Annotated in this window: 15 protein-coding genes; 8 read left to right on the top strand and 7 right to left on the bottom strand. The window is 65.4% G+C overall.

From position 1 onward, the window contains the following. Positions 1-73: 73 nt before the first annotated feature. Together NOF55_RS12870 and NOF55_RS12865 are read right to left on the bottom strand one after the other, a co-directional pair. A complete protein-coding gene (locus NOF55_RS12870) occupies positions 74-685 on the bottom strand; it encodes a transglutaminase-like cysteine peptidase (RefSeq protein WP_306411785.1) in 612 nt (203 codons plus the stop codon). 113 nt (positions 686-798) lie between these two features. Further along, positions 799-1,593, bottom strand: a complete 795-nt coding sequence (locus NOF55_RS12865; RefSeq protein ID WP_306411784.1) for an alpha/beta hydrolase — start codon at positions 1,591-1,593, stop codon at positions 799-801. A 253-nt stretch (positions 1,594-1,846) separates the two neighbouring features. Between NOF55_RS12865 and infC the strand changes: the two genes are divergently transcribed. Beyond that, positions 1,847-2,383 (top strand): translation initiation factor IF-3, encoded by a 537-nt coding sequence (gene infC, locus NOF55_RS12860; protein ID WP_306412212.1) that lies wholly within the window; start codon positions 1,847-1,849, stop codon positions 2,381-2,383. A 71-nt stretch (positions 2,384-2,454) separates the two neighbouring features. Here infC and NOF55_RS12855 read toward each other — a convergent pair whose 3' ends face one another. Beyond that, a complete protein-coding gene (locus NOF55_RS12855; RefSeq protein ID WP_306412211.1) occupies positions 2,455-3,183 on the bottom strand; it encodes an AAA family ATPase in 729 nt (242 codons plus the stop codon). Between the two features lie 298 nt (positions 3,184-3,481). On the opposite strand from NOF55_RS12855, the gene NOF55_RS12850 reads away from it, so the two are divergent. The 4 genes from NOF55_RS12850 (at position 3,482) to NOF55_RS12835 (ending at position 7,299) form a co-directional block, all read left to right on the top strand. Beyond that, a complete protein-coding gene (locus tag NOF55_RS12850; RefSeq protein ID WP_306411783.1) occupies positions 3,482-4,483 on the top strand; it encodes a sulfate ABC transporter substrate-binding protein in 1,002 nt (333 codons plus the stop codon). 80 nt (positions 4,484-4,563) lie between these two features. Next, positions 4,564-5,388, top strand: a complete 825-nt coding sequence (gene cysT / locus NOF55_RS12845; protein ID WP_306411782.1) for a sulfate ABC transporter permease subunit CysT — start codon at positions 4,564-4,566, stop codon at positions 5,386-5,388. Position 5,389: 1 nt separating this feature from the next. Beyond that, positions 5,390-6,280 carry a sulfate ABC transporter permease subunit CysW gene (cysW, locus tag NOF55_RS12840; RefSeq protein ID WP_306411781.1) on the top strand — a complete coding sequence of 297 codons (891 nt, stop codon included), beginning with the start codon at positions 5,390-5,392 and terminating at the stop codon, positions 6,278-6,280. Continuing rightward, positions 6,277-7,299 (top strand): sulfate/molybdate ABC transporter ATP-binding protein, encoded by a 1,023-nt coding sequence (locus tag NOF55_RS12835; protein ID WP_306411780.1) that lies wholly within the window; start codon positions 6,277-6,279, stop codon positions 7,297-7,299. The genes cysW and NOF55_RS12835 overlap by 4 nt, the downstream gene beginning before the upstream one ends. Before the next feature lie 42 nt (positions 7,300-7,341). On the opposite strand, the gene NOF55_RS12830 is transcribed toward NOF55_RS12835, so the two are convergent. Beyond that, positions 7,342-8,232, bottom strand: a complete 891-nt coding sequence (locus tag NOF55_RS12830) for a DMT family transporter (protein WP_306411779.1) — start codon at positions 8,230-8,232, stop codon at positions 7,342-7,344. Positions 8,233-8,392: 160 nt separating this feature from the next. On the opposite strand from NOF55_RS12830, the gene NOF55_RS12825 reads away from it, so the two are divergent. Then, positions 8,393-8,785 (top strand): acyl-CoA thioesterase, encoded by a 393-nt coding sequence (locus NOF55_RS12825; RefSeq protein ID WP_306411778.1) that lies wholly within the window; start codon positions 8,393-8,395, stop codon positions 8,783-8,785. A 70-nt stretch (positions 8,786-8,855) separates the two neighbouring features. On the opposite strand, the gene NOF55_RS12820 is transcribed toward NOF55_RS12825, so the two are convergent. Further along, the gene (locus NOF55_RS12820; RefSeq protein ID WP_306411777.1) at positions 8,856-9,065 is read right to left on the bottom strand and encodes a KTSC domain-containing protein; all 210 of its coding nucleotides are present in this window, start codon (positions 9,063-9,065) and stop codon (positions 8,856-8,858) included. Between the two features lie 86 nt (positions 9,066-9,151). Continuing rightward, positions 9,152-10,177 (bottom strand): aldose epimerase family protein, encoded by a 1,026-nt coding sequence (locus NOF55_RS12815; protein ID WP_306411776.1) that lies wholly within the window; start codon positions 10,175-10,177, stop codon positions 9,152-9,154. 101 nt (positions 10,178-10,278) lie between these two features. Here NOF55_RS12815 and NOF55_RS12810 point away from each other — a divergent pair, with 101 nt between their 5' ends. Next, positions 10,279-10,761, top strand: coding sequence for a DMT family transporter (locus NOF55_RS12810; RefSeq protein ID WP_306411775.1), 483 nt, complete (start codon positions 10,279-10,281; stop codon positions 10,759-10,761). Beyond that, complete coding sequence (locus NOF55_RS12805) at positions 10,758-11,180, top strand: DMT family transporter (RefSeq protein WP_306411774.1); 423 nt, start codon at positions 10,758-10,760, stop codon at positions 11,178-11,180. The genes NOF55_RS12810 and NOF55_RS12805 overlap by 4 nt, the downstream gene beginning before the upstream one ends. Positions 11,181-11,220: 40 nt before the next feature. On the opposite strand, the gene NOF55_RS12800 is transcribed toward NOF55_RS12805, so the two are convergent. Beyond that, on the bottom strand, positions 11,221-12,690 hold the full coding sequence (locus NOF55_RS12800) for a protein adenylyltransferase SelO (protein WP_306411773.1): 1,470 nt from the start codon (positions 12,688-12,690) through the stop codon (positions 11,221-11,223). Between the last annotated feature and the right edge of the window lie 39 nt (positions 12,691-12,729).

Here is a 12,729-nt window from a genome sequence, read left to right as displayed (position 1 = left end):
GATGGCCTTTATTTAGGAGCGGATGCGGGGCATTGCAAGCGTGCTTGCCGGCCTTTGCCCGGCAAGGCGGCCGTCAGCGCAGGGCGCCGACCACCTGCACGTTGCCGTTCTCGATCGTGACCCAGCGGCCGGTGTGAAAGCTCGCCTGGCGCTTCAGATAGGTGTAGGACGTTTCCGTCCAGGGCTTCACGTCCGGCGACAGGTTGTCGAGGATGTAGTCGCCCTGCGAGGTACGGACGGTCAGGACGGCATGGCCCTCGCCATCCGGCTTGCGCACGACGGTGATCAGCAGGTCGGCGACCGAAAAGCCCTTTTCGAGCAGGCGCTTGCGCTTTTCGAGAACGAATTCCTCGCAATCGCCGGCATCGACCGGATAGGTCCAGAACTCTTCCTTGCCGTAGACTTCCATGTCGGTCATCGCGATGATTTCGGCGTTGACGGACATGTTGACGTCGCGAAGAACCTGCCAGCCGTGTTCGGTCAGCTTCGGCGCGGCGGCGACCTTGCTGCGCACGGCGCATTCGGACACATGCCGCTGGCAGAACTCGTAGTGACCGATGGGCTGCGAGGTGACGGAACCGGTGATCATGGCGGCAGCCGGACGCAGATCGCTGCCGCCGGCAGCCGTGCTTGCGGCGACAAGCGCGGCCAGAGCAACGAAAATGCGTTTACCCGTACTCAACATCGGTTCGTCCCTTTGAATTCTTAACAAAGAGTTAAGAACCAAAGGCGCAACGAGTCAACGGCCGGGCAAACCTTAACAGAATATGAACGCGGACATGGTTAACGCGCGAGGCGTCAGGCGCGGGCGATTTCGCAGAGCGCGGCCTTCAGCCGTTCGATGTCCTGCGGCCGCGACAGGCGATGGTCGCCGTCGCGGATCAGCGTCAGCACCACATCGTCGGCGGGCAGGTGTTCCATCAGCTTCAGCGCATGGGCGTAAGGCACCGAGGTGTCGCGCATGCCCTGGAGGATATGCACCGGGCATCCCGTGGCGATCAGGCCGTCCAGCACCCGATTCTTCCGCCCGTCCTCGATCAGTCCGCGCGTATAGATATAGGGTTCGGGACCGTATTCGGACGGCTCCTCGAAATAGCCCAGCGTTTCCAGCGCGTGTTTTTCGGCTTCGCTCAGCGCCGGCTCGATCAGTTCGACGGTGAAGTCCGGGGCAGGGGCGATCAGGACGAGGCCCTTCACCCTGACCGGCAGTCCGCGCGCAAGGATTTCCTGAACGGCGCGCAGGGCGATCCAGCCGCCCATCGACGAGCCGACGAGGATGACCTCCTCCGGCGCGAAACGGGATATGACGGCAAGGCTTTCCTCAAGCCAGCGCGAGATCGTACCGTCGCTGAATGCGCCGCCGGAGATGCCGTGGCCGGAATAGTCGAAACGGATCGCCTCGAAGCCCTTTTCCGCGGCGAAGGCATCGAGCGCCAGCGCCTTCGTCCCCTCCATGTCGGACTTGTAGCCGCCGAGCCAGACGAGGGCAGGGCCCTTGCCGGCGGCGCCGCGGCGCTTCCAGGCAATCTCGCGGGCCTCGGCTCCTTGTCCGACGGTGATGGAACCGGAGGAAATACCGTTCGTCGCGCTCATGTCGTCTTCCTTGTGCGTTCGTTTTCGCGCCGTTTTACGCGGGTGCGCGGGCCCTTGCCAAGTAATGCCATGTCCATTTGCGCCGCATCGACCCTAAAACCGCTGAAAACTAAGGGAGCAGGTGATTTTTTTGATGAGGTGTGCTATTGACTCGCCAGCCGCAATCACGACATTGCCATCAGCCGCGTACGCTTGGCCCATTCGCCATGAGCCGCCCGACGAGCGCACTGTCAATTTTTAGGAGAATACGACCATTCGCAGACCGTTCAAAGCCGACGTTCCCACGAAAGACGGCCCCCGCGCCAACCGGGAAATCCGCATCCCGCGCGTACAGCTCATCGATGATGAGGGGCAGAATCTGGGCGTCGTCGCCACCGATCAGGCGTTGAAAATGGCGGAGGATGCGGGACTCGACCTGGTGGAGATTTCCCCGAACTCCGAACCGCCGGTATGCAAGATCCTCGATCTCGGAAAGCTGAAATACGCCACGCAGAAGAAAGCTGCTGAAGCGCGCAAGAAGCAGAAGATCGTCGAGATCAAGGAAATCAAGATGCGCCCCAACATCGACACCCACGATTACGAGGTGAAGATGAAGGCCATGAACCGCTTCTTCGAAGACGGCGACAAGGTGAAGGTGACGCTGAAGTTCCGCGGCCGCGAGATGGCCCACCAGGAACTCGGCATGAAGCTTCTTCTCCAGGTCAAGGAAGACACCCAGGAGATCGCCAAGGTCGAAGCCGAGCCCAAGCTCGAAGGCCGCCAGATGATGATGGTGCTGGCGCCGAAGTGACGGACGCCGCCCTTCCATCCTGACGAAAGCCGCCTCCGGGCGGCTTTTTCGTTGCGGCATTGCCGTTCGCGTCAGGCGGCGGTCTTGCCTATGCGATGCTCGGTGTCGGCGGCGGCAAGGTCGTCGTCGCTCAGGCGGCCCCAGACGCGCGACAGCACCTCATGGGCGAAGGCGCGGGCGTTTTCGCGGGCCTTATCGACATTGGAAACCCTTTCCGGATGGAGATCCTGCAACGTTCCGCCCAGTTCGAAGATGTCGCGGAAGGCGGCGCGCTCGACGATGGGCGTATCGAGGACATGGACGTTGCGCGAGGCGAGAAGCTGGCGCACGGCGGCGAGCGCACGGGTCGTGACCAGCGGATTGACGCGGGTCAGAACCACGGAATGGGGAATGACCAGCTTGGCCTTGTCGGCCAGAAACTTCAGCATTTCCAGCACATGCGCACCGCCCTGCGCATCCATCGCGCAGCCCTGCACGGGGATCAGCACATGGTCGGAATGGCCGAGGGCACGGGCCAGCAGCGGCGAGCGGACGCCCGGCAGGTCGATGATCGTGTAATCGGCGCGCTGCCTGCTTTCGGCGATGCGGTCCGACAGCGCCTGCTCGGTGACGTAGCTGACGACGTCCAGATTGCGCACGGCGCGGCCGGAGACGTCGAACCAGCGGGCGAACCATTGCTGCGGGTCGGTGTCGAGCACGTCCACCCGGTAGCCGCGCCGGGCAAGCTCGGTGGCGAGAAGAAGCACGGCTGTCGTCTTGCCGGCGCCGCCCTTGGAATTGGCGAAGGTGATGATGGGCATGTCGAGTCCCCATTGGGTCTTGCCTGAGCAGGTCATCGCTCGTTCCGGGCGCATGCGGCCATCGCGCCACGATCAACTTTCCGGCTTTTATAGTTAACGAAACATGAACGAAGCTTGCCAAATCCTTGTTCTGCGGCGGCTTTACGGCGGATTCAGAATTTCATTCCCGCCTTTTCTGGTTTTCAGGATTAATTTTGTCATTCCCCTCGCTCCCTTGGCCTCCGGTGCCTCGTTCGCCCCGGCCGCGCCACCTATGCTCTGCACAATCAAGAGGAAACACCCATCAGCGGAGAATGAAATGAAACGCCTCACCCTTGCCGGCGCAGCGCTTGCCCTGATCCTCGGCTCGTCCGTCCATGCCCAGGCCGCCGACAAGCTGCTGAACGCGTCCTACGACATCGCCCGCGAACTGTTCGCCGAGGTCAACGAGGGCTTCATCGCCAGGTACAAGGCGGACAAGGGCGTGGACGTCACCATCGACCAGTCGCATGGCGGCTCGTCGCGGCAGGCCCGCGCCATTCTCGAAGGTCTGGAAGCCGATGTCGTGACCTTCAACCAGGTGACGGATATCGACGCACTGGTGAAGGGCGGCTTCGTGCCCGAAAACTGGCAGGAGGCCTTCCCGAACCAGGCGTCGCCCTATTACTCGCTGCCGGCCTTCCTCGTCCGCACCGGCAACCCGAAGAGCGTGAAGGACTGGGACGATCTGGTGCGCGACGACGTGAAGATCGTCTTCCCGAACCCGAAGACCTCGGGCAACGCCCGCTATACCTATCTGGCCGCCACGGCCTATGCCAAGGAAGCCTTCGGCAACGATCCGGTGAAGGTCGAGGCCTTCGTGAAGAAGATCTTCGACAACGTTCCGGTGTTCGACACCGGCGGCCGCGCCGCCACCACCACCTTCGTGGAACGCGAGATCGGCGACGTCCTGATCACCTTCGAAGCCGAAACCCGCGGCATCGCCAGGGAATTCGGCGAGGACAAGTTCGAGACGGTCGTCCCCTCCGTCAGCCTGCTGGCCGAATTCCCGGTCGCGGTGGTCGAGAAGGTGGCCGAAAAGCACGGCACGCAGGAACTCGCCAAGGACTATCTCTCCTTCCTCTACGCGCCGGAAGGCCAGGAAATCCTCGCGGCGAACGGCAACCGCGTTCACGACGAGACGGTCGCGGCCAAGTACAAGGACCAGTTCCCGGACGTCCGCCTCGTCACCGTCGAGGACGTCTTCGGCGGCTGGCAGGCCATCCAGACGGAACACTTCGCCGAGGGCGGCACGCTCGACCGCCTCTATGGCAAGCGCTGATCCTCCCCTATAAGATTATCTGGCAAGAGACCTTCACCCGGCCGCAACGCCGGGTGAAGCCGTGTTGAAGAGGATGTCCGTTGAAACGCCGCCCCGTTCTGCCCGGCCTGAAGCTGACGCTGGGCTTCACGCTTTTCTACATGGCGCTGATCGTCGCCCTGCCGGTGGCGGCGCTGGTCTTCAAGGCCGCGAGCCTCGGCCCGGCGGAATACTGGCAGATCGTCTCCTCGCCCCGCGCCGTGGCCAGCTACAGGGTGACGGTGCTGTCGGCGCTCGGCGCGACCGCCGTCAATCTCGTCTTCGGCCTGGCGCTCGCCTGGGTTCTGACCCGCTACCGCTTTCCCGGACGGCGCCTTCTCGATGCCATCGTCGACCTGCCCTTCGCGCTACCGACCGCCGTGGCCGGCATCGCGCTGACGGCGCTGTTCGCACCCTCCGGCTGGTTCGGCGCGCCGCTGGCCGCGCTCGGCATCAAGGTCGCCTATACGCCGCTCGGCATCATGGTCGCCATGACCTTCACCAGCCTGCCTTTCATCGTGCGCACGGTGCAGCCGGTGCTGGAGGATCTCGATCCGGCACTGGAGGAGGCGGCGATCTCGCTCGGCGCATCGGACGGGGCCATCTTCGCGCGGGTGATCCTGCCGCTGCTCACTCCCGCCATTCTCGCCGGCCTGTCGCTGTCCTTCGCCCGCTCGCTCGGAGAATTCGGCGCGATCATCTTCATCGCCGGCAACCAGCCGATGTCGACGGAAATCACCGCGCTGCTGGCCTTCATCCGGCTGGAGGAGTACGACTATCAGGCCGCCGCGGCCATCGCCTCGGTGCTGCTGATCGCCGCCTTCGTCATGCTGGCCGTCACCAATCTCATGCAGGCCCGTGCCCTGCGCTACACGCTGAGGGGCTGAGATGAGCGCTCCGACCTCCCCGCGCCGGACGGCGCGCATCGGCGACAGCCCGGCCGTGCGCCGGACGCTCGTCGCCGCCGTGCTGCTCGTCTCGGCCATCGTCATCGTCGCGCCGCTGGCGGTCATCGCCGTGCAGGCCTTTTCCCGCGGCGTCGACGCCTATCTGGCGGCGATCGCCCACCCCGACACGCTGCATGCCATCGGCCTGACGCTGGTGACGGCGCTGATCGCCGTACCGGTCAACACCCTGTTCGGCGTCGCCGCCGCCTGGGCCATCACCAAGTTCGACTTTCCCGGCCGGCGGCTGCTGATCGTGCTGATCGAGATTCCCTTCTCGATCTCGCCCATCGTCGCCGGCGTCGCCTATCTCTTCGTCTACGGCCTCCAGGGCCTGTTCGGCGAATGGCTGTCCGCCCACGACATCAAGATCCTGTTCGCCCTGCCGGGCATCGTGCTCGCCTCGCTGTTCGTCACCGCGCCGTTCGTAGCGCGCGAACTGATCCCGCTGATGCAGGCGCAGGGACGCGATCTGGAAGAGGCCGCCGCCTCGCTCGGCGCCTCGGGCTGGCGGACGTTCCTGACCGTGACCCTGCCTAACATCCGCTGGGCGCTGCTTTACGGCGTCGTGCTGTGCAACGCCCGCGTGATGGGCGAATTCGGCGCGGTCTCGGTCGTCTCCGGCAATATCCGCGGCCAGACAAACACCCTGCCGCTGCACGTCGAACTGCTCTATCACGACTACCAGACTGCTGGCGCCTTCGCCGCCGCCTCCATTCTCGCCGGTCTCGCAGTCGTCACCCTCGTCGTGAAGGTGGCGCTGGAAAAGCGCGGCGCGGGCCGCCGCAACCGCCCCGCCTTCGTGGCGGAGCCGCCCTTGAAGGAAACGCCATGAACATCACCCTCGACAATGTCGTAAAGACCTTCGATACCTTCCGCGCCGTGCGCGGCGTGTCGCTCGACATCGGCAGCGGCGAACTCGTGGCGCTGCTCGGCCCCTCGGGCTCCGGCAAGACCACGATCCTGCGCATGGTGGCCGGTCTCGAATATGCCGATGGCGGCCAGATCCGCTTCGGCGCGGAGGACGCGACCGACATTCCGGTGCGCGAGCGCGGCGTCGGCTTCGTGTTCCAGCACTATGCCCTCTTCCCGCACATGACGGTGGGCGAGAACATCGCCTTCGGCATGAAGGTTTCGAAACGGAAGCGCAGCCGTCAGGACATCGCGGCGCGTGTTGCCGACCTGCTGCGGCTGGTGCGGCTGGAAGGGCTGACCGAGCGCTATCCGGCGCAGATTTCCGGCGGCCAGCGCCAGCGCGTGGCGCTGGCCAGGGCGCTTGCCGTCGACCCGAAGGTGCTGCTGCTCGACGAGCCCTTCGGCGCCCTCGACGCCAATGTGCGCCGCGAGCTTCGCCGCTGGCTGCGCGAAATCCACGACGAGCTGGGCATCACCACGCTGTTCGTGACCCACGATCAGGAGGAGGCGCTCGATCTGGCCGACCGGGTGGTGATCCTGAAGGACGGCCGGATCGAGCAGAGCGGCACGCCGGAAGAGGTCTGCCGCGCGCCGCTCAACGCCTTCGTCATGCGCTTTCTGGGCGATACGAACCGCTTCACGGCCACGGTTTCCGGCGAAGTCGCGGCCATCGGCAATGCGCGGGTCGCAGCGCCGGGCATCGCCGACGGCCCGGCGGACGCCTATGCGCGGCCCGGAGATCTCGGCTTTTCCACGGAAGGGCAGGGGGTTGCGGCGACGATCACCCGTGTGCTCGACCGCCCCGACGGACGCAGGCTGATCGCCGTGACGGACACCGGGGAGCAGGTGGAACTGGACGTCGCGCCGGACACGCCGGTCAGCGCCGGCGCGCGCGGCGTCGTCACGCTGGCGCGGGCGCATGTCTTTCCGGCAGAATGAGGCGGGGGGGCATGCGCGAATGCGCGGCAGCCTTGCTTTTTCCTATCGGGCCGTCAGCTCGCCCTTGGCCTTCTTCACCGCGAGATGGTGTTCGCGCCAGACGGTGAACAGGCCGGCGCCGACGACGATGATCGCGCCGGCCACCATGTTCCAGCTCAGGCGCTCGCCGAAGACCATAACGGCGATGAAGGAGCCGATGACGAGCTGGAAATAGGTGAGCGGCTGCACTTCCGACGCCTCGAGAATGTCATAGGCGCGGATCAGCAGATAATGGCTGAGCATGCCGGACATGCACAGCACGCCCATCCAGAACCAGTCCTGCGGGGCCAGCGGCGTCAGGTAGAACGGACCGACCAGCGAGATGGCGACGGCGCCGGCCACGCCGGTATAGAAGAAGCTGGTCATCGACCGGTCGACCCGGCCCACGGCGCGGGTGGCGATGCCGTAGAGCGCGAACATGAAGGCGCCGAGCACCGGAACGAGCAGAAGCGGACCGAAATCCGCGCCGATCGGATTGATGATCAGGAGCACGCCGAACAGCCCGATGGTGATGGCGGTGATGCGGCGCCAGCCGACCTTCTCCCCGAGCAGCGGCGCCGACAGAAGCGTGATGAGCAGCGGCGTGCCCTGAAGGATGGCCTGCGACATGGCCATGCCGGCCTCGGCGAAGGCATAGATCATCACCACGATCTGGGCGGCGAGGATGACGCCGCGGAAGATCTGCAGGAACGGCCGCGCGGTGGTCGCCGCCCGGCGGATGCCGCCGGCGCGCGCCGCCAGAAACAGCACGAAAGCCGCAAACGCCCAGTAGCGGATCATCGCCACCAGCACGGGCGGATAATGCGTGCCCAGATATTTGGACAGCCCGTCCTGTGCCGCGAAAATGCTGACCGCAGCGAGCGTGAAGATATAGCCATGCAGCTTGTTTTTCATAGCTCCCTCATAATGGTACGGACGTATTCCCGCCACTGGGAAATTGCATTTTTGCAGCTCGCACAATGCGGGTCTGCCATGCGTCCTGACCATTGCTTGCGGCCGGAGCCTGTGTCAGACACTGGAAACACCAGTCTATAATCAGTCGAAGGAACATGCGATGTCGGAATCGAACACGCCTCCCGGGATGGAACTGACGCTGCGCACGCTGGCCATGCCGGCGGATGCCAACCCGGCCGGCGACATTTTCGGCGGCTGGGTCATGTCGCAGATGGACCTTGCCGCCGCCGTGCGCGCCGACGAGCGGGCGCGGGGCCGCACCGCCACCGTCGCCGTTCATGAAATCGTCTTCCGCAAGCCGGTGAAGATCGGCGACACGCTCTGTGTCTACACCAAGATCGAGAAGGTCGGGCGCAGCTCGATCACGCTGAAGATCGAGAGCTGGGCGCGCCGCCATTACGACCAGACGCGGGAAATGGTGACGGAGGCCGTTTTCGTCATGGTCGCCCTCGACCAGGACGGCAAGCCGCGCCCGGTCGACTCGCAGGCGTAGGGCAATCCCGGGAACAGCGCGCTGCGGTTATCCACCCGGGATCGCTTGAAAAACAATGAAATAGCGCCGGTCAGGCGGCGAGACGCCGGAAACGGCGGCGGATATGGTCGAGATAGTACTGGCCCGGCGACTTCGCCTCGCAGAGCGAGGCGGCTTCCTCTGGCGGCACGTCGGCAAAGCGGCGCTGCTCGCCATTGCGGAAGCAGATGTACAACTGGCCGTCCTCCTGGCTGAAATGGACGGATTCGATGATGCGCGACGTTACTGGCAGTTGCTGCATGGTCATTCTCCCGTGTTTTGGGAAAAACCTAGCGCAGCTCTCCAAATTTCCGGTCAACGGGCATGGTATACCGCTTCCTAACGCTGTCAGGCCTTGCGGAAGATGTAATCCGTCTCCTGAACCAGTTCCTCGCCCGGCCGCAGCACGGCGTTCGGGAAATTCTCCCTGTTGATGGAATCCGGCCAGATCTGGGTTTCCAGGCAGAAGCCGGCGAAGGGGCCGTAGGTGCGGCCGTCATGGCCGGGCACCGGCACGGAAAGCTTGTGGGCCGTGTAGAACTGCACGCCCGGCTCCGTCGTTGCCACGTCCAGGCTGATGCCGCTTGCCGGGCTGACCGCGCGGGCGACGTGGCGTCTGGCGACCCGTTCCGGCGACAGGCAGATATTATGGTCGAAGCCGGCGAAGTCCGCCCCGATCCTGTCGCCGAGCACCGTTTCGCGGCGCAGGTCGAAGGGGGTGCCGTCCACCGGGCGGATCTCGCCCGTCGGCACGCTGCGCTCGTCCACCGGCAGATAATGATCGGCGGCGATGGCAAAGCGGGTGCCGAGCACGGTTTCCGCCTCGTCCAGCGTGAAATAGCTGTGCTGGCAGAGATTGGCCGGCGTCGGCCTGTCGGTGCGCGAGCGATAGATGCAGGACAGGACGCCGTCGCCGGGCAGGGAATAGGTCACGCTCGCATCGACATTGCCGGGATAGCCGGCATGGCCGTCCGGATCGTGGATCGACAGCGTGACGCTGTTTTCGGACAGGGTGGTGAGCGTCCAGTTGCGCTTGCCGAACCCCTCCTTGCCGCCATGCAGGTGCGTCACGCCGTTCTCGTTCAGTTCGAGATGATAGACGGCGCCGTCGAGCGTGAACGTGCCGCCGCCGATGCGGTTCGCGACCCGCCCGGGCGAGGCGCCGAAATGACGCGAATGCTGCCGGTAATCCGCAAAATTGTCGAAGCCGAGCACGAGGGAAGGGCCGTAGCCTTCAAGGCGCACGTCCTGGATCACCGCGCCGTAGGTGATGACGGAAACGGTCAGCCCGCCGCCGCGGATCGTCGCGCGCCGCACCGTCTCGCCGTTTTCCAGCGTTCCGAAAATCTCCACCCTGTCCTCGACCGCCGCCATCGCCGCTCCTCCACGTCTCTGGGAGTGACACTAGCCTTCGCATCGTGGCGATGGCAAGGTGGCGGTCTCCCGTTTCCCGATTCGATCAGGACATCGTTTTCATGGACAGCCCCGCCGTGCCGCGCCCTCGGGCGTTGCCTTTTCTTTTCGCCTTCGCCTCCGGCGGCATCCTGACGCTGATGGCGCATTTCAACGGCACGCTGGGCCATTATGGCGGACCGTTCTTCGCCTCGTGGACGGCCCATGCGACGGGCACCGTGGCCGCCATCCTGCTGATCGCCCTTCTTTTTCGCCGTGGCGAGGGCAGGGCGCTCAAGGGCCGCGCGCCGTTATGGGCCTATCTCGGCGGCCTTTCCGGCGGGTTGACCGTGATCTTCACGGCGGAAGCCGTCAATTCGCCGCTGGCGCTGTCGGGCACACTGGCGCTCGGGCTGGCGGGGCAGGTGGCCTTCAGCCTGGCGGCGGACCGCTGGGGCCTGTTCGGACTGGCCAGACGCCGGCTTTCGGCGAAGGATGCCGCATCGCTGGGGCTGATCGCCGCCGGCAGCGCATTGATCATCCTGTTCGGCAGGGTGAGCCTGTGATTTCCGCTGCCGTTCTCGCCTTTTCGGCCGGGCTTCTCATCAGTCTCAGCCGGCAGATCAACGGGCGCCTCAGCCTGTCCACCTCGCCGCTGGCCGCATCCTTCTGGAACCATGTCGTCGGGCTCGCCGCCCTGACCGCCGTCGGACTGGTGATCGGCGGCATCTTTCCGCCGGGCGCGGAAGGATCGCCCTGGTGGGCCTATTTCGGCGGGCCGCTCGGGGTGATCTTCGTCGCCTCGGGAAGCTGGCTGATCGTCAGGATCGGCGCGACCAACACGGCGCTGCTGGTGATCGGCGGGCAGATGGTGACGGGGATCGCACTCGATCTGCTGATGGACCAGAAGCCGGTGCTGTGGGCCAGCGCGCTCGGCGTCGTGCTGATCGTCTGGGGCGTCTGGCTCTCGCAGAAAAGGGGCTGAAGCGCACCGCCGCCCGGCGATGCCGCCAAGGGACGCGCCTTCAGGTGCCGCAGGTGGTGCGCAGGCCGCGCTCCTCCGGCGAGGGCGGAACCGCCAGATAGTCGAGCTTCGGGTTCTTTTCGAACGGGTTGCGCGCCGCGTCCAGAAGGTCGGACACACCCGCCAGCGAGCCGGTGGCCGCGGCCGTTTCCACCGCATTGGCCACGCGATGGTTGCGCATGATATAGCGCGGATTGGCGCGCTGCATGAGCGCCAGCGAGGCCTCCGGCGACATGCCCCGCTCCGAGCGCACATCGGCCCATTCCTGACGCCATGCCGCGAAGGCCGGGGAGGCGCCGAGCAGTTGCGGCAGAAGCTCCGGCTCGCGGCCGGCGACGATGTCGTTCAGGCCGGTGAATGTCGCGGTGAAATCGGCCTCGACCTCGCTCATCTGCGCAAGCAGGCGTGACGACAGACCGGCGACCTCCGCATCGGCTGCCGCGAAACCGAGCTTTTGCGCGAAAACCAGATCATAGGCCTCCTGAAAGGCGTCGGCAAAGCCGTCCAGCACCGCCTGCGCCGCGGCGGTCGCCTCATCGGCGTCGGCGGCGATCAGCGGCAGGAGCGTTTCGGCAAGGCGGGCCATGCCCCAGGCGGCCATGCCCGGCTGATTGCCATAGGCATAGCGGCCGCGCCGGTCGATGGAACTGAAAACCGCCGCCGGACTGTAGGGATCGAGGAAGGCGGTCGGGCCGTAATCGATGGTTTCGCCGGAAAGGGCGATATTGTCCGTGTTCATGACGCCATGAATGAAGCCGACGCCCATCCAGCGCGCCACGAGCCGGGCCTGCCGGCCGCAGACGGCGCGGAGCAGGGCCAGCACGCGCTCGCGCCCTTCCAGAGGCCGAAGCTCGGGATAGCTGCGCTCCACCACATCGTCGACGAGCAACCGCAGCGCCTCGTGATCGCCGCGCGCCGCGAAAAACTGGAACGTGCCGACCCGGACATGGCTTTCGGCGACACGCACCAGAACCGCGCCGGGCTGCATGGTCTCGCGCAGCACCCGTTCGCCGGTGGAAATCACCGCCAGCGTGCGCGTGGTCGGAATGGCCAGCGCATGCATCGCTTCCGAGAAGATATACTCCCGCAGCACCGCCTCGAGCGGCGCCCGGCCGTCGCCGCCACGGGAAAAGCGCGTGGGACCGGAGCCCTTGAGCTGGATTTCCACCGGACGGCCGTCCGACGAGATGGCTTCGCCGAGAAGCAGGGCGCGGCCATCGCCGAGCGACGGCACGAAATTGCCGAACTGGTGGCCGGCATAGGCCAGCGCAGCCGGCTCGGCGCCGTCAAGCGCCGTGTTGCCTGCCAGGCAGGATACCGCCTCCGCCGAGCGCAGCCATTCCGCGTCGAGGTTCAAATCCTCGGCCAGTGCTTCATTGAGCAGAAGAAGCGACGGCTCCGCGCAGGGCGTCAGCGTGACCGGCGCATAGAAACGCTCGGAGAGAGCCTGATAACGATGTTGCGTCCACATGAGCGATTCCGAAGGGTTTGCAAGCCTGCGATTCGGTTG

This window comes from Ectorhizobium quercum, from assembly GCF_026552795.1.
GTDB classification, from domain to species: Bacteria; Pseudomonadota; Alphaproteobacteria; order Rhizobiales; family Rhizobiaceae; genus Ectorhizobium; species Ectorhizobium quercum.
The sequence above is the reverse complement of the archived record's forward strand: the minus strand, read 5'-3'. Positions and strand labels throughout refer to the sequence as shown.